Source organism: Thiomicrorhabdus hydrogeniphila, from assembly GCF_054656895.1.
The window spans coordinates 1,810,233-1,831,825 of sequence record NZ_BAAHXL010000001.1; the positions used below are offsets into that span (position 1 = coordinate 1,810,233).

At 38.1% G+C, this 21,593-nt stretch carries 20 protein-coding genes and 1 pseudogene; 4 read left to right on the plus strand and 17 right to left on the minus strand.

The window, feature by feature from the left end; translation table 11 throughout:
* Positions 1-13 precede the first annotated feature (13 nt).
* The 6 genes and pseudogenes from ACYQ0E_RS08190 to ACYQ0E_RS08215 form a co-directional block, all read right to left on the minus strand.
* Complete coding sequence (locus ACYQ0E_RS08190) at positions 14-1,030, minus strand: IS110 family RNA-guided transposase (RefSeq protein ID WP_460186738.1); 1,017 nt, start codon at positions 1,028-1,030, stop codon at positions 14-16.
* 241 nt (positions 1,031-1,271) lie between these two features.
* A complete protein-coding gene (locus tag ACYQ0E_RS08195) occupies positions 1,272-1,454 on the minus strand; it encodes a hypothetical protein (protein ID WP_460187747.1) in 183 nt (60 codons plus the stop codon).
* Positions 1,451-2,209 (minus strand): hypothetical protein, encoded by a 759-nt coding sequence (locus ACYQ0E_RS08200; protein ID WP_460187748.1) that lies wholly within the window; start codon positions 2,207-2,209, stop codon positions 1,451-1,453. The genes ACYQ0E_RS08195 and ACYQ0E_RS08200 overlap by 4 nt, the downstream gene beginning before the upstream one ends.
* An 18-nt stretch (positions 2,210-2,227) precedes the next feature.
* A pseudogene (locus ACYQ0E_RS08205) lies at positions 2,228-2,425 on the minus strand (hypothetical protein); the annotation flags it as partial.
* 279 nt (positions 2,426-2,704) lie between these two features.
* Complete coding sequence (gene greB / locus ACYQ0E_RS08210) at positions 2,705-3,175, minus strand: transcription elongation factor GreB (RefSeq protein WP_460187749.1); 471 nt, start codon at positions 3,173-3,175, stop codon at positions 2,705-2,707.
* 51 nt (positions 3,176-3,226) lie between these two features.
* Positions 3,227-3,868, minus strand: a complete 642-nt coding sequence (locus tag ACYQ0E_RS08215) for an arylesterase (RefSeq protein WP_460187750.1) — start codon at positions 3,866-3,868, stop codon at positions 3,227-3,229.
* 215 nt (positions 3,869-4,083) lie between these two features.
* Here ACYQ0E_RS08215 and ACYQ0E_RS08220 point away from each other — a divergent pair, with 215 nt between their 5' ends.
* The 4 genes from ACYQ0E_RS08220 (at position 4,084) to ACYQ0E_RS08235 (ending at position 9,970) form a co-directional block, all read left to right on the plus strand.
* Entirely contained in the window at positions 4,084-4,854 is a 771-nt protein-coding gene (locus ACYQ0E_RS08220; RefSeq protein WP_460187751.1) for an ABC transporter ATP-binding protein, read from the plus strand.
* 42 nt (positions 4,855-4,896) lie between these two features.
* Positions 4,897-7,284 (plus strand): ABC transporter permease, encoded by a 2,388-nt coding sequence (locus ACYQ0E_RS08225; protein ID WP_460187752.1) that lies wholly within the window; start codon positions 4,897-4,899, stop codon positions 7,282-7,284.
* A gap of 100 nt (positions 7,285-7,384) precedes the next feature.
* Positions 7,385-8,608 carry an efflux RND transporter periplasmic adaptor subunit gene (locus ACYQ0E_RS08230; protein ID WP_460187753.1) on the plus strand — a complete coding sequence of 408 codons (1,224 nt, stop codon included), beginning with the start codon at positions 7,385-7,387 and terminating at the stop codon, positions 8,606-8,608.
* Positions 8,609-8,821: 213 nt separating this feature from the next.
* On the plus strand, positions 8,822-9,970 hold the full coding sequence (locus ACYQ0E_RS08235) for a YeeE/YedE family protein (protein WP_460187754.1): 1,149 nt from the start codon (positions 8,822-8,824) through the stop codon (positions 9,968-9,970).
* Between the two features lie 189 nt (positions 9,971-10,159).
* Here ACYQ0E_RS08235 and ACYQ0E_RS08240 read toward each other — a convergent pair whose 3' ends face one another.
* The 11 genes from ACYQ0E_RS08240 to ACYQ0E_RS08290 form a co-directional block, all read right to left on the minus strand.
* Positions 10,160-11,332, minus strand: a complete 1,173-nt coding sequence (locus ACYQ0E_RS08240) for an NnrS family protein (RefSeq protein ID WP_460187755.1) — start codon at positions 11,330-11,332, stop codon at positions 10,160-10,162.
* A 301-nt stretch (positions 11,333-11,633) separates the two neighbouring features.
* Positions 11,634-12,560, minus strand: a complete 927-nt coding sequence (locus ACYQ0E_RS08245) for a bile acid:sodium symporter family protein (protein ID WP_460187756.1) — start codon at positions 12,558-12,560, stop codon at positions 11,634-11,636.
* 113 nt (positions 12,561-12,673) lie between these two features.
* Complete coding sequence (locus ACYQ0E_RS08250; RefSeq protein WP_460187757.1) at positions 12,674-13,387, minus strand: DUF445 domain-containing protein; 714 nt, start codon at positions 13,385-13,387, stop codon at positions 12,674-12,676.
* Between the two features lie 44 nt (positions 13,388-13,431).
* Positions 13,432-13,815 carry a holo-ACP synthase gene (acpS, locus tag ACYQ0E_RS08255; RefSeq protein WP_460187758.1) on the minus strand — a complete coding sequence of 128 codons (384 nt, stop codon included), beginning with the start codon at positions 13,813-13,815 and terminating at the stop codon, positions 13,432-13,434.
* Positions 13,816-13,827: 12 nt separating this feature from the next.
* Positions 13,828-14,577 (minus strand): pyridoxine 5'-phosphate synthase, encoded by a 750-nt coding sequence (gene pdxJ / locus ACYQ0E_RS08260; protein WP_460187759.1) that lies wholly within the window; start codon positions 14,575-14,577, stop codon positions 13,828-13,830.
* Between the two features lie 95 nt (positions 14,578-14,672).
* On the minus strand, positions 14,673-15,392 hold the full coding sequence (gene recO / locus ACYQ0E_RS08265) for a DNA repair protein RecO (RefSeq protein WP_460187760.1): 720 nt from the start codon (positions 15,390-15,392) through the stop codon (positions 14,673-14,675).
* A gap of 14 nt (positions 15,393-15,406) precedes the next feature.
* Positions 15,407-16,381 (minus strand): GTPase Era, encoded by a 975-nt coding sequence (gene era / locus ACYQ0E_RS08270; protein ID WP_460187761.1) that lies wholly within the window; start codon positions 16,379-16,381, stop codon positions 15,407-15,409.
* A gap of 139 nt (positions 16,382-16,520) precedes the next feature.
* Positions 16,521-17,231 (minus strand): ribonuclease III, encoded by a 711-nt coding sequence (rnc, locus tag ACYQ0E_RS08275; protein ID WP_460187762.1) that lies wholly within the window; start codon positions 17,229-17,231, stop codon positions 16,521-16,523.
* A gap of 1 nt (position 17,232) precedes the next feature.
* A complete protein-coding gene (gene lepB, locus ACYQ0E_RS08280) occupies positions 17,233-18,003 on the minus strand; it encodes a signal peptidase I (RefSeq protein WP_460187763.1) in 771 nt (256 codons plus the stop codon).
* A gap of 2 nt (positions 18,004-18,005) precedes the next feature.
* Entirely contained in the window at positions 18,006-19,811 is a 1,806-nt protein-coding gene (lepA, locus tag ACYQ0E_RS08285; RefSeq protein ID WP_460187764.1) for a translation elongation factor 4, read from the minus strand.
* 307 nt (positions 19,812-20,118) lie between these two features.
* Entirely contained in the window at positions 20,119-21,558 is a 1,440-nt protein-coding gene (locus tag ACYQ0E_RS08290; RefSeq protein ID WP_460187765.1) for a DegQ family serine endoprotease, read from the minus strand.
* Between the last annotated feature and the right edge of the window lie 35 nt (positions 21,559-21,593).

A 21,593-nucleotide genomic window follows, 5' to 3' on the forward strand; every position in this document is an offset into this window, starting at 1 on the left:
TAACAGAGTTTAACTACATCACTTGGTACTCTTTATTGTGTGCCATTAATGACCACATAATTCTTGCTGTCTTATTCGCTAGGGCAACCGCGGCTACTTGAATACATTTGGCTTGCCGTAACTTTTTGGCCCAAGTGACTTGGTTATCATTGCCTTTACTTCGAGCAATCGCAGTTAATGCGCCTTGAACTAACAGCCGCCTTAAATAACCATCACCTCGTTTGCTTATACTAAGCAAGACATTTTTGCCCCCTGTGGAGTTTTGTTTTGGAACGAGACCTAGCCATGCAGAAAATTGGCGACCGTTTTTAAACTCCAGAGGATCACCGACAGAAGCCGCAATGGCTGAAGCCGTTAAAAAGCCCACCCCAGGCAGTTTTTGTAATTTAGATGCCACCGGATCTTGCTGTGCTAAACGTTCAATTTTTGCACTTTGTTCACTAAGACGTTGATCCGCTTGTTTTAACTCCTGATAAAGCAGATAAAACTGCTCCCTTGCTAAAGGAGATAAACCATTTTCAGGATCTTCCAAGGTAAAAGGCAGTTCGGCCATCAAACTTTTAGCACCACCTTTAATCACAATGCCGAATTCGGCCAATAACCCTCGAATTTGGTTGATGAGTGCGGTTTTCTGATTGACCATACGTTCACGAACGCGATGGAGCATCAGAACATCTTGCTGTTCGGTGGATTTTGGTGAGACATAACGCATAGTGGGTTGGTTTGCGGCCACGATAATGGCAGTCGCGTCATTAAAGTCATTCTTATTGGACATCACAAACGGTTTTACAAAGGCAGGGTTAATGAGCTTTACCTCGTGGCCTGCCTGTTGAATGGTCCGAGCCCAATAATGACTGGTGCCACAGGCTTCAAGAACAAATGTTGTTATCTCATGAGTTTGGATGAGTTCTTTAAATTTTGACCGATTCAATTGCTTACGCTGAATCGGTTTACCTTGTTGATTAGCAAAGACTAAATGAAAGGTATGTTTTGCAATATCAACACCAATAGTAGTAATATCTTTAGTCATGGGCACGCTCCTTTGTTTGAGATTACACCTTTATCATACTGGCTCAATGCATTCGTAAAGCCGTTTTGTATGATGGGCGTGTCCATACCATCAGACTCGATTGATTTACATCGATGATTCGGTTGAAGGCCTGGTATTAGACCAGTCACGCTAACTGCAGACTGTATGGCATCGTAAGTTGATATATTGGCACCTTCGTTATAAATCTGATAACGAGTATCCGCTAATGTTAATGCACTTCCTAAACCTGGTATTTTTTTACTAATTCAACACCATTGTTTATTGCTTGAGCTGACGAAAGAGCAGTTCCAACTGGATCGTCCTTCGAATAATTTTGTATTGCGTTATAATCATTAACAGTAAACTCACCTGTATTAATAACTTTTTGGATGACATCGTCTACTTGTACATTTGTCTTACTCATTTCTTATCAATCCTTTTAAAATAGTTTCTCAACCCATAAATCTTGTATTTAATAAGCGCCAGAAAAACAGCTAATAATAAAATTACTTCATTAAAATAACTTATTGAATCCTTGCCACCTTCTCTGTAGCGGTACGCCTGAATTGCCTGCTCTGGGCTAAGTAAGTTAATGTCATTAACCGACATATCTATCAAATAATCCCGACCTAAAACCGTAAAATACCTCACTTCAACATTTTGACCTGACTTTAGTGACTCAAATTTGTCTATAACATTTGGGATTGCTTCTAGATGTGGATTAAAAACAAAACTCAAGTCCGAATGCTCACTCGTGGTTAAAAAAAGTTTGGAGGGAAAATATCTATTAACCTTATTTCTATAGCCTGCTCTAAAACTCTCAAATTTTGCATCAGCAGTACTGAACATACCCTGCTCAACACGATCTAATTTTACGTTTGATGCCATCTCATTCATAAAGAGTATTGAACCTCCAAAAATAAAGAAAAACTGAAGACCATTAAGCATGGAATAAAACCAAGGATACCTTTTCCAATTACTGGCTTTATAGGCCGAAGTAGACCAAGCATGTGGTAATAAAATCCTGAAATACAAACGTAAATATTTAAAAACTTTAGTATGAAAAAAAGAGAACCTTCTAAGTCTATTTTTAAACCGTAAAAAATAAGATTTTTTAGCTAAAAAAATAACTATGAAATAAGCAGCGACAAACAAAAGGCCAATTAAATGTAAATACATCTAAAACCCCCTAAATTCTTAAACATAATGCATATAACTCCCAACACTGTATTTAGGATTATTGCCTGTTACGGCACGGGATTGGAGTAACCAGTTCCACATGGGTGGAAATAGAATCAAACTGCCCTGTTTGGGTTTAACTTTAATATTGAACTGTTTAAAACTGGTTTCGCCACCTTCAAAATCATCATTCAAATAAATAAAAAACACTAAAAACCGCCTTGCCGATGCGTAATCAAATTAAAGGGGTCAGCTTGAAGCTCTCTAATAGACTAAACGCCAAAATTCGTGTAATAAACGCATTTATAATAAATCAGAAATTTTACTTATTCAATTAATAAAAGAATGTATTTTAGGATTGTTTTAGGATTAAGTTGCAATTTACCAGGCCTGGTAAATTATTTTTTTGAATGAATCTATTTGTGTGGTTTAGAGTTTAGAAGTGGTTTGATTGGAATGCATGTAAACTGTTTTAGGTAGGTTAAATCATTATTCCTAACTATAACTAATCGCGTTTACAAACCAGGTTTTTTTGCCTGTTGGTATATTTACAATCACTTCGTCATCAACTTGTTTGCCAATGCAGGCTCTGGCCATGGGTGAATCTATGGAGATGTAATCTTTTGCGCCGTAAATTTCTTCTGGGCCAACAATTTTGACTTTCAGTGTTTTGCCCTCTTCGTCTTCTAGTTCTACCCAAGCACCAAAAAACACTTTGCCGTCTTGTTGCGGATGGTATTCAACAATTTTGACCTCTTCTAAGTACCTTCTTAAAAAGCGTACTCGGCGATCTATTTCTCTTAAACGGCGTTTATTGTATTGGTAGTCTGCATTTTCTGAGCGATCTCCAAGGCTGGCTGCCCAGGTGACAATTTTGGTGACTTGTGGGCGTTCTTTACGCCAAAGTTCATCCAGTTCCGCTTGGAGTTTTGTAAAACCTTGTTTGGTGATTAATTTTGTTTTCATCGTTTACGGTATTTCTTTTATTTTTATCTGGTTAGGTTAAACAATAAAGTCTTATTTAACCGCTCCACTGTCTTGTACTTTTTTATAAATGGCTTCAGCCAGTGCTTGGTAGCCTTTGGCATTAAAATGTACATAATCCGATTTCATTGAGGGTTTCATTATTAAACTGGCCACAATATCGTCTTCTAGCGGAATATTAAATTCATCAGACAGCTCTGAATACAAATCCATTGAATCTGCAAATAACTTTTTGGGTGGTACGCCAATTAAAACAACGGCTACGCCATGCGCTTGTATTTTAAGAATCATTTGCCGTAAATTGTCTTTTATTGTGGCTGTTGGTACTTTTTGTAAAACATCATTTCCACCTTCTAGTAAAATTACCAGGCCTGGTTGATGGGTTTCTAACAGCTTATCTATTCTATTAAGGCCTTGCTGAGTTGTTTCGCCAATTACACCCGCGTTTACTACTTTTAACCCGGTTAAATTGGCTAATACATTGGGGTAACTTTGTGTTTTATTTACGCCATAACCTGCAGTTAAGCTGTCTCCAAAAGCCATAATAACGCTATCTTCTGGCAAAGGTTGTAGGCTCTTAGAACTGCAACCTGCAAGAAAAATTGTGGTTAAAAATAAAATTACCAGGCCTGGTAAAAAGAGATTTATATCAAATTGTTTAAAAGTAATTGCCATTAATTGATACCAACTGTATTTAAATCAGAACGTTATTATGGGTCTATTTTACTGTGTTCTGTATCTTTAATGTGCTATTCATTTAATACAAAAAAGATGATTTTAATTCGCGATGGTAACGGAACTTATTTCAATTTTATGAACTCTTACCTCTAATAATTTTTAGGTATATACTTAAAATATGTCTTTTATAATTTAAGGTTAATAACCCAAAAATGCAAAATAGAAACGCTCTTTCAAACATAAATAAAGCCTTAGTCTTTAGTGCAAAAAACATCACAAAGACCTATCAAATGGGTGAAGTTGATGTGCATGCTTTACGTGGCATTGATTTAGAACTTTTTCAGGGTGAATTTACGGTGTTATTAGGGCCTTCAGGAAGTGGTAAATCCACCTTGCTTAATATTTTAGGTGGTTTAGACACACCTAGTTCGGGTGAGGTTTTTTACTACAACCATAAAAATATACAAAACAATCATCCTGAAGAAATTGATTTAAGCCAAGCCAGCGAATATCAGCTTACCGAATATCGCCGTTATAACGTGGGGTTTGTCTTTCAATTTTATAATCTTATTCCCAGTTTAACCGCACGTGAAAATGTGGCGGTGGTGACTGAAATTGCTAAAAACCCCATGACACCTGAAGAGGCTTTAGAGATAGTTGGCTTGGGTGAACGATTAAATCACTTTCCTGCCCAACTTTCTGGTGGAGAACAACAGCGTGTGGCGATTGCACGAGCCATTGCTAAAAATCCAGATGTTTTATTGTGTGATGAACCCACAGGGGCTTTGGATTCGCAAACGGGGATTAAAGTATTAGAAGCGTTACAACGCGTTAACCAAGAACTAGGTACCACTACCGCAGTCATTACCCACAATGCAGGCATTGCTGAAATGGCCGATAGAGTGATTAGTTTATCAGATGGGCAGATTATCAAAAGTTACAGCAATCAAACCCGTGTCTCTCCGCAAGATTTATCGTGGTAGAAAACAACTAATCCATAAAGAAGCTATAAAGACCCCAATATCATGAATGCAATTGACATCAAACTTTGGCGTGAACTTTGGAATATGCGTATGCAAGCCTTAGCTATTGCTATGGTGATTGTAAGTGGTGTGGCCATTTTTATTATGTCATTAAGTACCTATGATTCACTTTATCAAAGCCGTGCTAGCTATTATCAAGATCACCATTTTGCAGACATTTTTTCATCGCTAAAACGTGCTCCTCTCTCAGTTGCTAAACGTATTGCAGAAATACCGGGCGTTGATAAGGTAGAAACCCGTGTGGTGAGTTATGTAAATTTAGAGATTGCGGGTTATAACGACCCAGTAAGCGGACATTTAATCTCTCTGCCAGATAGCAGTATTAGCGGTAATAGCAATAACCCACGTGGCTTACTTAACCAAATCTATTTACGTGATGGTCGGGTTATTGAACCAGGCCGTGATAATGAAATTATTTTGAGTGAAGAGTTTGCCGATGCCCACAAATTAAAAGCTGGCGATAAAATTAGAGCCAATATTAATGGCCGCAGTAAAAAATTAACGATTGTGGGTACGGGTCTTTCTCCTGAATACATTTATCAAATTGCGCCTGGTGCGATGTTTCCAGACTATAAAAGTTATGGGGTCATGTGGATGGCTCGTGCCCCTTTAGCCAGTGCGTATGATATGCAAGGTGCTTTTAATAACGTCACCTTAACCTTGTTTAAAGGGGCCAATGCCCAAGATGTTATTGACCAGCTTGACCAAATACTCAAACCCTATGGCGGTATTGGTGCTTATGCTCGTAAAGACCAACTCTCAAATCGCTTTTTAACGGAAGAGTTAAAACAGCTCCAAAACATGGCGACCCTATTTCCCATTATCTTTTTTGGAGTTGCGGCATTTTTATTGAATGTGGTTATTAGCCGTTTAATTTCGCTTGAACGAGAACAGATCGCCGTACTTAAAGCCTTTGGATACAGTAATCTTGCCATTGGCATTCATTACAGTAAATTGGTATTAATGATTGTCTCGCTAGGAATTATTATTGGTATTGCCCTGGGTATTTGGATGGGCAAAGGCATGAGCCAGATCTATATGGATGTGTATAGCCTGCCCTATATGAATTATATTGTGCAACCGCATATGATTGCTTTAGCCGTATTAGTGAGCTTTGCAGTGGCTTTATTGGGCACATTGCATGCCGTTTATAAAGCGGTAAAACTCCCGCCCGCTCAAGGTATGCGAGCTCAAGCACCGGCCAGTTATCACCCCACATTTATAGAACGTTTGGGTTTACAAAATCAGTTTTCTCAACCATCTAGAATGATTTTGCGGCACATTGAACGCCGCCCAATTAAATCATTATTAACCACACTTGGCATTAGTATGGCATGCGGTATTATGATGGTAAGTGGGTTTCAAGAAGGTGCCATTAATGAGATGGTTGATGTGCAATACAATATGAGCCAACATGAAGATTTAATGGCGTTGTATGCAGAACCCTCCGCAAGCAAATCGTTGCACTCTTTAAAAAGTATTCAAGGCGTTGAACTGGCAGAAGGTTTTAGAAATGTGGCCGCTAAACTTAAATTTGAACATCGTTCTTACCGCACTTCAGTCAGTGGCGTGGAGCCAATATCTTTTTTAACAGATTTGTTAGACAGTCATCTCAATAAAGTCAGCGTACCGCAAGAAGGTGTAATTATTACCGATTACCTTTCTCAACAGCTGCATATTAAAGTGGGTGATATTCTGACCATTGAAGTTTTAGAAGGCAATCGCCCCACTATTCATGTGCCCATTATTGGTACAGTAAAGCAATATTTAGGGTTAAATGTGTATATGCAACGCAGCACCTTAAACCGCTTGTTAAAAGAGGGAAATGTGATTTCTGGTGCTTATTTAAAAGTAGATGAAAAATATCAAAAATCGGTTTATAACCAGCTAAAAAACATGCCTAGAATTGCTGGCGTGGTACAGCAAAAATCAGCCATTGAGGGTTTTTATGAAACCATGGACGATACCATTTTGTTTTTTAGCTTTATCTCAACGCTACTGGGGGCAAGCATCGCTTTTGGCGTGGTTTATAACAGTATGAGAATTGCGTTATCTGAACGCAGTAGAGAACTGGCTAGCCTAAGAGTGTTAGGGTTTCATCGCTCAGAAATAGCCTATATTTTATTGGGTGAGCAAGCTCTATTAACCCTTTTTGCAATTCCGCTGGGTTTTGTCATTGGTTATCTTTTATGCGGCTATTTAGCCATGCAATTTGATAGTGATTTATATCGAATTCCACTTATTTTAGAAAACGCAGTCTATGCCAAAGCGGCACTGGTGGTTTTAGTTTCATCACTACTTTCTGGTTTTATGATATGGCGAAATCTTGACCAGCTTGATATGGTAGCGGTATTAAAAGCCAAAGAATAGATATAGATAAAATCAAAGCTAAACCAACTAAAAACTGAACTAACTAAAAGCTAGACCAACTAAAAACGATACAACTAAAGGCTAAATTAAGAGTTTAACTATGAATAACCCATTTAAAAATTCAACCCTACTCAAACACCCTGGCATTTTGGTGACTTTGATTTTGATTATCGGGATGCTAGTCTGGGGATTTTGGCCAAAACCAATTATGGTAGAGATTGTTAAGGTTAAAAAAGCGCCGCTGATTGTTAGTATTCAAGAAGACGGTCGTACTAGAGTGATTGACCGTTATGTGATTGCCTCGCCCATTAATGGAATGACTTGCCGTATGCATTTAAAGGTGGGCGACACCGTAACCCAAGGGCAAAATTTACTCAATATTAGTCCATTAGAATCTCAAGTGCTTGATGCTAGAAGTAAAGCTCAGGCACAAGCTCAAGTATCGGTTGCCAATTCTGCTTTGCAAGCGGCTAAACAACAAGTGGTTTTAGCAAAAGCCAATGCCAAACTGGCTAGCGATAAACTCAAACGCTATCAACCGCTTCTGGCCAAAGGCTTAATTTCTCAAGAAACCTTTGATCAAACCAAAACAGCCGCACTAACGACAAAAAGCCAACAACGCTCTGCTAATTTTGCCGTTGAGGTGGCTCAATTTGAACTGCAATCAGCCATGACCACACTCAACTATTCCGCCGCAAAACCACACAATAACAATATTGAACGTGTGCCCGTAAACTCACCCATTAATGGCAAAATTTTAAAAGTCGCTCGTAAATGTGAAGGCCCGGTTATCACTGGCGAATCCTTATTAGAGGTGGGTGATCCAACCGCATTAGAAGTTGAGGTTGATGTACTTTCTGCCGACGCCGTTAAAATCAAGCCAGGCATGAAAGTATTATTTGACCGCTGGGGAGGTTCGCACCCTTTAGAAGGTATTGTAAGACTGATTGAACCCGTTGGTTTTACCAAAGTGTCGGCTTTAGGTGTAGAAGAACAACGTGTTTGGGTGATATGTGACTTTACCTCTGCAACGAAAGAGTGGCAAAAATTAGGTGATGGCTATCGTGTTGAAGCTCAATTTATTTTGTGGCAACAAGACAATGTATTACAAGTTCCTTCAAGTGCTTTATTTCGTTACAAGGATGGCTGGGCGGTCTTTAAAAATGTTAATAACACCGCAATAAGACAAGCAGTAAAAGTAGGTCAACGCAATGGTTTAAGTGCGCAAGTTTTAGCAGGCCTGGTAGAAGGTGAATCCATTATTAATCACCCAAATGATGCGGTTGAAAATAATAAAACCACAAAAACACGCATCAAAAATTAATCCCATAATTAACCAGCTTTTTTCTTTAAATTAGCAATTTACCAGGCCTGGTAAATTACTATTTTACTTAACAGATATACACACAAACCCCGATAACGACCTTTTAAATTGGGGTTCTAGCTAAGGTTACAACCAATAACATCATTAGTTTTATTGATTATACTTAATAAGTAAATCTTATTAAGATATCTTTATAAAACCTGGGATATGTTCATGAACCGCACAAAATTTTCTTTATACATTTTATTTTTAACCTCACCTTTATGGGTGTTTGCTCTCAATAATATTATTCAAAACAGCCAACTTTTGGCCTTTAATTTACTATTAATTGGTGCTCTTTTAGGAGCAAGTTTAAATTACTTTCAGTTTGGTTTTAGCAGTAGTTTTCGCTCTTTGATTACAGAAAAACGCACCGCAGGTATGCGATCTATTATTTGGTTATTAGCCATTGCCATACTTTTATTTGCCCCGCTTTTGGCTCTGCAATCTTGGCACGATCAAACCTTTACTGGGTTTATTCGCCCGTTGAGTTTAGCCATACCTTTAGGGGCATTTATTTTCGGAATCGGCATGCAAATAGGCTGCGGTTGCACCTCTGGCACTCTTAACAGAGTGGGTCAGTTACAAGCTATGTCGTTTTCTACCCTATTTTTTATGATTATTGGCGGTAGCTTGGCTGCCATGACTTTTTCTGATTGGAATCAATTACCTGTTTTTGAACCATTTGCGTTTCAACGTGAGTTTGGTTGGTTGTTAGGTTTATTGGTTCAACTGCTTTTATTGGCATTTTTGTATCTGTTATTAAAACGGTTAGAACAACGCCATCATCAAGATTATCAGCCCTTAATTGCTAAACAACATTTTTTAAAGACACACCCATTTTTAGCCGCCGCAATCAGTTTGGCATTTTTAAATGCATCGCTATTATTTATATCTGGCACTCCTTGGTCGATTAGTTCGGTTTTTCCATATTGGGGAACGAGTCTAATTGACCTATTTGGCCTTTCTATTGATTGGACATTTTGGGATTATGCTATGGAAAACAGTACCCGAATGAATCAGGGACTATTTGAAAATACGGTGAGTTTAACAACTATGGGAGTTATTTTAGGGGCGTTTATTGCATCGCTGATTCATCCAAGAATCAAGGTAACGATTAGCGCTAAAGCCTTAACAGCAAGTATTATAGGCGGCACAATTATGGGATTTGGAGCAGTTATGGCTTCTGGCTGTAATATTGGGGCATTTTTTAGCGGTATTGCCTCAGGCAGTTTGCATGGTTGGCTATGGTTGGTATTTGCGTTATTTGGCAATATATTGGGTTTGGTTATTAGAAAACGAGTTTTTAGCATTAAGCGTTAATTAAGCGTTAATTAAGCGTTAATTAAGCGTTAATTAGGCGTTACTTAAGCGTTAATTAGGCGTTACTTTGTAGTTACTGAGCCTCTAATTAACGCTGAATGATGAGTGATTAGTGATGAATAATAATTCACAATCTATGGCAACCTATAACTGTCTATTGCAACCAATATCAAAGCCTATCAAAGTCTATCAAAGCCTAATACCCGTGTCTTTTAAAGGGCTGCGCTTTGTTAAAATTGACCAATAGACGATGCTTAAAATAGCAAAACTGATTGCCCAACCCCATTGACTGAGATGCATCCATAAAACATAGTGACTAGCATCTACAAGCGGTAAGATTACTCTAACAATAGCCGTAAGGGTTAATAAGGCAAATATCGCAACCACTATTTTAGGTGGTTCAAATACATTTCTGTTGGTATGCCCTAAAGAGATTCTTGCCATCATGGATGAGCACAGCAAACCAATGCCTCCTGCGGCTAAAGCGTGAATAGCAAGGGATTCATTCACCATTTTTAAGCCAACAAAACCGTATAAAAACATACCTAAAATCATAAACGCATAAGAGACATGTAATGGCCAAATGAGTGTGATCTTCCAAATTTTAGGGTGATACCATTTTAGCCAACGCCAGGTATGAATAAGTGCAAGTGGAAACGCAATAACACTGATTAACCAATTGTTAGGCACAAACATAATCGCTACCATTAAACCTAAAAAACCGCCTACGGCTAAAACATCAATCCATATTTCATTCTTTTTTTCTGGCAAGCCCAATGCTTTTTCTGTAAAAAATGGAATCAAGCGACGCATCATGGTTAAGTTAATGGCTAAGACTAAAAACAGCCCCGAAATCATTCCCCAATATTCGCCCTTTGGTAATAAACCCAACGCACCTAAATAATAGAGCGCATTAGCAAAGATTAGCAAAAAGAACTTAACCGCTATGCCTGTTTGTTTCCACTGTTTGGTTTTGTACACGGGTATAAAAAAGTGTAAAAACAGACCTAATGTAAAACCGATATCAACCATGGCAATGTACTGAATGGGAAGATCAAATAAATACCCTAAACGGGCTAATAACCATAATAAAAACAGCCCTGCCAAACTTTTACCCGATGCCGAATTTAAACCTGTCCAGTTCATGACTGCGGTGAGTAAAAAACCGGTTATAGTTGCCAGAGCGTAGCCAAATATCATTTCGTGACCATGCCAATAAACGGGTGACACACCCGAAAAATTGGTTAGATTTAAGCCCGCATTTACTACGGGATAGTTAAGCCACCAAATAAGCATAGAAATGGTGGCGAAAAGTGCCCCACCCAGAAAAAAAGAACGAAATGCCCGGTCAAAAAAATACATAATTCTATAAAGCCTTTAAAACCACAATAGACTGATATTTAGGTTTATTCTTAAATTTACCAGGCCTGGTCATTACTAGCCTGCTCTATATACATCCATATTTAATATCAATATTTAACATGGTCATTAACCATAAATAGTAAGCACATTTTTAAGTGCAATTTTAAACATGGATTTAAAATACATATTATAGATAAGAATTCATGAGGCGTGAAGTAAAAACAAAACTTTTTCTTTATTTACAGACCATTACAGAATTTAAAATACAGAATTTTAATACGGAATTAAAAATACCTATTTTTTATTTAGAGGCCTCTGTTGAATGGCTTGATTTACTTTTCTTTTGCCAGTAACTTGCAAAAATTGAACCCGAAATATTATGCCAAATACTAAACACTGCTCCTGGCAAAGCACTGGTTGCTGTAAAGTATTTAAGGGCTAATGCCACACTTAGACCCGAATTTTGCATACCCACTTCAATAGCAACCGTTCGGGCAATCACTGAGTTATAACCAAATTTTCTGGCTAAATAATAACCAGAAAACATACCTATTACGTTGTGCAATATAACGGCAGCAATTACTGTCCAGGCAACGGTTTCTAAATTATTGGCATTTAATGCAACCACAATAGCAATAATTAATAAGATGGCCAACATAGAAAAAGGCGGAAAAAACACCATAACCTTTTGTAATTTTGCATGCCAAAAATGGTTGATAATCATGCCCAAAATAATGGGTAACACAATAATTTTAAGCAACATAATCAACATAGACATAACGGGCACGTCCACTTGTTGGCCAATATATAACCAGGTTAATAATGGCAACATAACCACCGCAGCTAAGGTTGAAACCAGCGTCATGCTTACCGATAAGGCTAAATCACCCTTTGCTAAATACGCAATAACATTAGAAGCAGTACCGCCTGCCGTTGCACCCACTAACATCATGCCGATGGTGAGCTCTAGAGATAAGCCAAAAACAAGAGAAAGCAACCAAGCCGCCAAAGGCATGATTAAAAATTGAATAACAACCCCTAAAACAACCACAAAGCGATGTTGCCAAACTTGCTTAAAGTCTTGCCATTTAAGCGTGAGACCCATGCCAAGCATAACCAGCATAAGCAATGGCACAATCCATGATTTTAAATCCACAAACATTTGCGGAAAAAACATGGCTAAAGCACTTAATAGAATGGCCCAAATTGGAAATGCTGTCATTATCATAAAACGTGTCTTTTTAAGGTTTATCAATCATTTTGCATAATACAAAAAAACTAAATTACCAGGCCTGGTAATTTAGTTTTGCAAAAGAAAAAAGGGGTAAAAAATAAATTTTATTAAACGGGCATCATCATAAATAGTGATGAAACTAAACCAATTAACCCACCAAAAACACCACCCCAAACGACTAACCAACCAAGATGCTGTTTAATCATTTTTTGTACCATCTCTTTAACCAGTTGCGGCGTTAATTCATCAAGACGAGCATCAATAATATTAGCGACTTGGCTTTTAATATCGGCCATGACATCGGGTTGATCAAGTTCTTCTTGTAACATTTGATGAAATTCATCCGTTTGCGTCATTTCTATTAATGAGCTTTTCATGTTCACTAAAAATGGTTCTTTTAATGGTGTTAACGAGTCTGCACCACCAAACATACCCAACATAGAACCAAAAGATGAATTCATAATCACTTCTACCAATCGTTCATAAGAGGGAGTTAAATCAACTTTTTCAATAATAGGTTTAAGCTCAAATTTTGATTGTTTTGCGGTATTAGAAACAAACTTATCAATATTTTCTTGCGTGAAAAACTGTTCCATCATGAGTGATTTAATCGCGCTTTTAAACTCCTCAAAACGGTTAGGAATCACACCCGAACCGACTAAGCCGGGAACTTTTTCAAACAGCATATAAACCGCTAACCAGTTAGTTAAGGCACCTGATAACGCAAAAAGCCCCATCATTAAAAGTAATGTGTCTTGTAACACATAACCCAAAACCATTAAAATAAGTGCGGTTAAGTTAGTAACCAGCGATTTATTCATGCTAAAAACTCCTAATATCGGTTGATTGATTAAATTTAAATTTATTAAGTTCGCTGCTCTGCCACTACAAACGCCACGGTGTGATGTTTTTCGTCGCTAATACTTATTGCCCAATCGGTAATGCCCAATTCATTTGATTTTTCTAACGTTGAATCAGTAAGCACTAAAACAGGTTGCCCACTCTCTTTGTGGGCTACGGTCATATCTTTAAAACGAACACCTTGTGCAATCCCTGTACCCAATGCTTTAGATACGGCCTCTTTTAAAGCCCAACGTTTGGCTAAAAACCGAGCAGGATACAGCTGATTTTTAAACTCTTTAAGTTCTGCATCAGACAATAATCTTTGTGCAAAGGTATCGCCCTGTTTTTCATACACTTTTTCAATACGTTCTACATCAACAATATCTGTGCCTACACCAATAATCATTATGCAGACCTTTTAATCGTTTAAGTACGCTTGTTGACGGGCTTCAATCATTAATCGTTTCATTTCACGAATGGCCTCTGGTAAACCAGAATAGATGGCTTGAGCGATAATAGCGTGACCAATATTTAACTCTTCAATTTCTTTCATAGCGGCAATAGGTTGTACATTATGGTAATGCAAACCATGCCCAGCATTTACCACTAAACCTAAACGGGTAGCGTATTCTGCAGCATGCTTAATACGGGCGATTTCTTCGGCCACTTCTTCTGGTTTTTCTAAGTCAGCGTAAGTACCTGTATGCAGTTCAATGACTGGTGCACCCACTTCTTTGGCGGCTTCTATCTGTTTTTCATCTGGATCAATAAACAAAGATACACGACAGCCTGCTTCTGCCAAACGAGCACAAACATCGGTTAACCAAGGCATTTGCCCGGCTACATCTAACCCACCTTCCGTTGTTAACTCTTGACGTTTTTCTGGCACTAAACAAACATCTTCTGGTTTTTGCTGAATGGCAATTTGTACCATTTCTTCGGTGGCGGCCATTTCAAGGTTTACTTTGGTTTGACGCATGGCCGATATTTTAACCACGTCTGCATCTTGAATATGACGTCTATCTTCACGCAAGTGTAAAGTAATGCTGTCTGCGCCAGCCATCTCTGCATCTAATGCGGCCTTAACTGGATCCGGGTAGCGTGTACCACGAGCTTGGCGTAAAGTGGCAACGTGATCAATATTTAAACCTAGGTAAATTGGATTCATTACTTTTCCTTGAAATAGTGTCAAAATTAAGTGAATTATTATCGCTGTTTAGCGATGAAATATCATTGAAAAAACCAGTAAAAACTTAAAAAACGTTAATTAAAAAGTTCACGAGTCATAATGGGTTTACCGCCTAAATAGTGCGCTAGAACCGTTCTATAAAGACGTTTTAAATCAGGCAAACAGGTTTCACAATAACGCATTTCTTGCATTGCTAACAGCGATTCACCTTGTATAGGTACACCTTGCTTTTGGCTGTCTAAATGGGCTAAAACAGCCCCCATTTGAGGGTAAAAAAAATAGGCTTGTTCCGCTAAAATAGGCTGTTGATTCACATCCGTATCACACTGTAAGCCATGCCCCATTTCAGCCAATAAGTGGTGTTCAAACTGCCTTAAAGACCAGGCCTGTTGATTTCTTTGTGTAGCGGCTAATAAGTCATAAAGGGTATGTTGGTAAAGTTCAAATAAAGTTTCAGTGGCCACCTGCGGAAAAAGCAAACGGTATAGCAGCTCATTGACATAAAGACCACAAATATTGGCTTCTGCCATAAGAGGAAAACGTAGTGAATCAAATTCAACTTGTTTAATACTGACTAAATCAGAACAGTTATTGGGTTTTTCGCGCCACTGCAAAGTGAGTTTTTGAAATGGCTGTAACATGGCTGTTTTTTGAGAAGCTGTTTTGCGCCCCCCTCTTACCCCACGCACTACGCCGTTTATTTTGCCGTATTCGGGGGTAAAAAAAGTCACCAAGGCACTGGTTTCTCGGTAAGGGCGAGAATGCAGAACATAAGCTGACTGCTCTATCTCCATGGCCTAAAACCTAATTAACTTGAATAGTTATCGTCATAACCCAAACTGGCTAATGCGCGTGCATCATCTGACCAGTTTTCTTTAACTTTAACCCAAAGTTCTAGGTGAACTCTGCCGTCGAGTAGCGCAATTAAATCTTTACGTGCTTGAATACCCATTTGTTTAATGAGCTCGCCTTTTTTACCAATGACAATCTGTTTTTGGCCTTTACGTTCAACCAAAATCAAGGCATTAATAAACCAGCGATCTTCTTCTTCATCGTATTTAAACTGTTCAATTTCAACGGTTGAACCGTAAGGTACTTCTTCACCCAATGTACGCATCAGTTTTTCACGAATAATCTCTGCCGCTAAAAAACGTTGAGAACGATCAGTTACATACTCTTCTGGAAAGATTTTATCTTGATGAGGTAGGTATTTAAGGACCTCTTTTTTAATTAAATCTAAACCGTTTTTCTTATAAGCAGAAATCGGAATCAAGGTGTCCATTTGAACGTTTTCACCCACCGTTTGCATAAACGGAAACAAATCTTCTTTGTTTTTATAGTTGTCGATTTTATTCATTAAAACCACAACGGGTGTTTCAATACCTTGCAATTTTTTAGCAACGGCTTCATCTTCTTTGGTCCAACGCCCTGCTTCTACCACAAATAAAATTACATCAACATCGGCAAATGCGCTGTTAGCGGTACGGTTCATGTATTCGTTAATCGATTTTTCACCCCCAAGATGCATACCTGGCGTATCCACATAAATAATTTGGTGTTTAGGTGTGGTGTAAATGCCGTGAATTCGGTGACGAGTGGTTTGTGGTTTATGTGAAGTAATGCTAAGTTTTTGGCCTAGCATCTCGTTCATAATGGTGGATTTACCCACATTTGGGCGACCAATTACTGCGGCAAAGCCTGCTTGATAATCGGTAACGGCTTCAGCATCTTGTTCAGCTGAACCGGCGAGGATTTTTTCTAAAGATAATTCGTTATCTGACATGGTTTTCTCAATATAATCATGCTATTACATGATTGATTATAACTCTAAATTACAGAAGTTTTATATTTTACCAGGCCTGGTAAAATGCTAAAACAGACTAAAACTCGCAAAATAAAGAAATGGTAATTTGTTTTGTTAACTACAACTCACCCAATGCTTCTAAAGCAATCTCGGCGGCTTTTTGTTCTGCTTTACGACGGTTTGAAGCATTGGCTTCAAACTTAGAATTTAACTTGCCTACATAGCAAGAAACCGTAAATTCTTGAGCATGCGCTGCGCCATTAACACTAATAATACTGTATTCGGGTAGGTCTTCATTATGTGACTGTAAGTATTCTTGTAAACGGGTTTTAGGGTCTTTACCCACTTTTTTAGGGTCAAGTTCTTCAAGTCGTTTTTTATAAAAACGCATGACTAACTCTCGACAGGCATCTAAACCACCGTCTTCATATACCGCTGCAATAATCGCCTCTACTGAATCGGCAATAATAGAATTACGTCTAAAACCACCGCTTTTAAGCTCACCAGGTCCAAGTACTAAATAATCACTTAATTCATACTCTTTACCAATAATCGCTAAGGTATCCCCTTTTACCAAATGCGCACGCACTCGGCTCATATCACCTTCTGGTAAACGATTAAACTGATGAAACAAAACATCCGCAATCATAAAATTAACCAGGCTGTCACCTAAAAACTCTAAACGCTCATTATTGATCGCCCCCATACTACGATGGGTTAATGCGTGTTGTAAAACAGAGATATCGTTAAATTGGTAACCCAACTTTTTAGATAATTGCCCTAATTTAGCAAGACGCTCAACTGAAAGTTTACCGTTTGACTTAGCCATATTAATGAATTCCCGTACCTAATCTATTTAGATGTAACTTACTGTCCCAGTTCATCCAAATTCCGAATGCTTTACCCTTTAAATTCTTTTCAGGAACAAAGCCCCAGAAACGACTATCATTACTGTGATCACGATTATCTCCCATCATAAAATAATGACCAGGAGGCACAGTGACTGTATTCATGTCGGCTGAAGACTTGTCCATATCTAATAAAATTTGATGCACATTGCCATCATCAAATGTTTCTTGAACAACCGATGCACCATTCATAATCGCGCTCGATTCCGTTCCGTGATATTTGCCAATGTACTTTTGTGGAACCACTTTACCGTTAATAAAAAGCGTTCTATCTACATAGGTAATTTTATCGCCTGGTAAACCAATCACACGTTTAATGTAATCTACATCTGGATCTTTAGGGTATTTAAAGACCACAACATCACCACGTTGAGGTTCAGAAATTGGAATAATTTTAGTTTGCAAAACGGGTAGTTTAATACCGTAAGCAAACTTATTCACGGCAATAAAATCACCAATTTGTAATGTTGGGTACATTGATCCTGACGGAATTCTAAACGGTTCTATAATAAAAGAACGCAGTACCAAAACCACTAAAAACACAGGGAAAAGTGAGCGAGCGTATTCTACTAGAATAGGTTCTTTTTCTGGCATCATCGCTGACAATCTTTTGGGTCGCCAAACTACACGATCTACGTAGGTGATAACACCCGTAATTGCCGTAACAATGACTAAGATTAACTCAAAACTCATATTTAAGATTCTCCTGTATCTAAAATAGCCAAGAAGGCTTCTTGAGGCAATTCTACACTACCAATTGATTTCATTCGTTTTTTACCCTCTTTTTGCTTCTGCAACAATTTCTTTTTACGAGAAACATCACCACCATAACATTTGGCAGTTACGTTTTTACGTAGGGCTTTTACATTTGAACGACCAATGATTTTACCGCCAATAGCGGCTTGTATGGCGACATCAAACATTTGACGTGGAATAACTTCGCGTAATTTTTCAATAATCACTTTGGCGCGTTTTACCGCAAAACTACGGTGAGCAATTAACGCTAAGGCATCCACTTTTTCACCATTAATCATAAAGTCAACACGAATCAAATCATCTGCTTGAAAACGTTTAAACTCGTAATCCATAGAGGCATAACCGCGACTACATGATTTAAGACGATCAAAGAAGTCTAATACTACTTCATTTAACGGTAGCTCATAATGAATAGATACTTGACCACCCGAATACTGCATGTCTTTTTGCACGCCACGTTTTTCAATACACAATTTCATTACGGCGCCAACATATTCGTTTGGCACAAGAATATTGGCTTGAATAATCGGTTCACGAATTTCTTCAATAATCCCACCATCTGGAAGTTCTGATGGATTATCTATATTGATTACATCTCCTGCTTTGGTTAAAAGTTCGTAAATAACCGTTGGGGCTGTGGTAATTAAATCAATATCATATTCACGTTCAAGACGCTCTTGAATAATTTCCATGTGCAGCATACCTAAGAAACCACAACGGAAACCAAACCCTAAGGCTTCTGACGTTTCGGGTTCAAAGTGCAATGCCGCATCATTTAAACGTAGCTTACGTAACGCTTCACGCAAATCTTCATATTGTTCTGAACTAATTGGAAACAGGCCTGCAAAAACGCGTGGTTGTGCTGGTTTAAAACCTGGAAGCGCATCTACATCTTCACGTGCCGCATCACATAAAGTATCACCAACGGGTGCACCGTCAATGTCTTTAATACCCGATATAACATACCCTACTTCACCCGCTGATAAATACGGTTTAGAAGTACGTTTTGGCGTAAAGATACCCACATCATCAACCATGTATTCTTCTTTGGTGGACATGACTTTCATTTTGGTTTTTTTACCAATTTTACCGTCAATTACTCGCACTAAAGAGACAACACCTAAATAGTTATCAAACCAAGAATCAATAATTAAGGCTTTTAGCGGTGCATCCGTATCACCTTCAGGTGGTGGTATTTTTGCAACAATGTCTTCTAATGTTTCACGAATACCAATACCCGCTTTAGCACTGGCTCTTACCGCATCAACGGCTTCAACACCAATAATCTCTTCAACTTCTTCAATAACTCGGTCTGGATCTGCGGCAGGTAAATCAATTTTATTTAAAACAACAAGAACTTCTAACCCCTGTTCTATGGCGGTATAGCAGTTAGCTACGGTTTGAGCTTCTACACCTTGAGAGGCATCAACCACTAAAAGCGCACCTTCACATGCCGCTAACGAACGTGATACTTCATAAGAGAAGTCAACGTGGCCTGGAGTATCGATAAAGTTTAATTGGTAAGTTTCACCATCATCAGCTTTATAGTACAAAGTGACACTTTGCGCTTTAATGGTAATACCACGTTCTTTTTCAATATCCATTGAATCAAGCACTTGAGCTTGCATCTCACGATCAGTTAATCCACCACATAAATGAATAAAACGATCTGCAATGGTCGATTTACCATGGTCAATGTGCGCAATAATCGAAAAATTTCGAATATGTTTTAAACTGTCTGACATTTAAGCTCCAACTTAACGATACACTTTTCATTCACTCTGTTTGACCTTTGCATAAAGGTTCTTTGAGAAATGATTAAAAAAAACAAATAAAAAAGGGGCCATAGCCCCTTTTTACACAACGATTATTGACCTATTTTTAAGATACATAAAACAACGTTGTGTTGGTTACCAATGAATGGCGGGTATTTTACGCTAATTCAAGTTATTTCGCATTGATAAATCATCTTGATTCATCGACTTAAACTTAAATTAAACACCCCCCAGTTTTCATTGGATTTAATTTACTTTTTAAAACATTCATAAAACCTTACTTATCAAGGGTTAACGGTAAGAATAGAGACTGTTTATTGCGAACTACTCTCACGGGTAAAGAACGATTTTTAGGCAGTTTTTTCATAATGGCTTTTAAACCCTTAACACTTTTTATAGGCTTAAAGTCGATGGTAACAATAATATCACCAGTACGAAGACCTGCTTTTTCTGCGGCTCCGCCCAAAACATCTGTAACCATTACACCAAATGGAAGGTTTAAGGCTTTTAAAGAATCACTATCTAATTCTTTAACCAATGCTCCTAATCGGTTATTTTTAGCAGACTTGGCCTTAGAATTACTGGCTAAGGTTTCATCTTGATCTAGCGCTTTAAGATGTACAGTAAAGAAAATCGTTTTACCTTGTCTTAACACCTTGACCTTAACCGATTTTTTAAGCGATGTCATACCAACAATAGGTGGTAAATCGGCTGACTTTTTAATGGCTTTGCCATCAAATTCTAAAATAATATCACCCGGTTGAATACCTGCTTTTGATGCCGCTGTATCTGGGAAAATTTGCCCAACTAAAGCTCCTTCTGGTTTAGACAAGCCAAAAGATTGCGCTAAATCATTCGTTACTTCTTGAATTTGCACACCCAAATAACCGCGAGAAACCTTACCATCCGTTCTCAGTTGATTAACAACATTCATAGCAATATTGATAGGGATAGAGAATGATAATCCCATTGAGCCACCTGATTTACTGTAGATTTGCGAGTTAATACCAATAACCTCACCATCTAAATTAAATAATGGCCCACCAGAGTTTCCTGGATTAATAGAAACATCTGATTGAATAAAGGGAACATAAGTGTCTTCAGGTAAAGCACGCCCTAAAGCACTAATAATACCGTGGGTTGCACTAAAGTCTAAACCAAATGGTTCACCAATCGCTAAGACCCATTGGCCTACTTTTAAATCACTTGAATTACCAATTTTTGCAAACGGTAAATCATGTGCATCAATTTTAATTAAGGCAACATCAGTACGTGGATCAGTACCTATTACTTTGGCTTTTAGTTCTTGACGATTACGCATTCTAACGATAATTTCGTCTGCCCCTTCAACCACATGGTTATTCGTTAAGATGTAACCATCTGCACTAATAATAAAACCAGAACCTAAAGAGTGCATCTCTTCTTGCGGAATTCTATTTTGCTCTGAGTCTTGATCACTATCTGGACCGTTTCTATATTTTGGCAACCCAAAGAAGTGGCGTAACATCTCATCTGGCACACCTCTAAACTGGGGCATTTTTTCACGATCTACTTTTTTAGAGGTGCTGATATTGACCACTATTTGATTGGTTTCATCTACCAATTGACTAAAATCAGGCAAGCCGTAATCGTTTGCATTGGCTGCAAAACTGGTTACAGGCTGAAAAACCATCCAAGCACTAATAACAACACTAAAAAATACGGATGTTTTTTTCATGGTTAACTGACTCCCTATATTCATCACTTTAATTC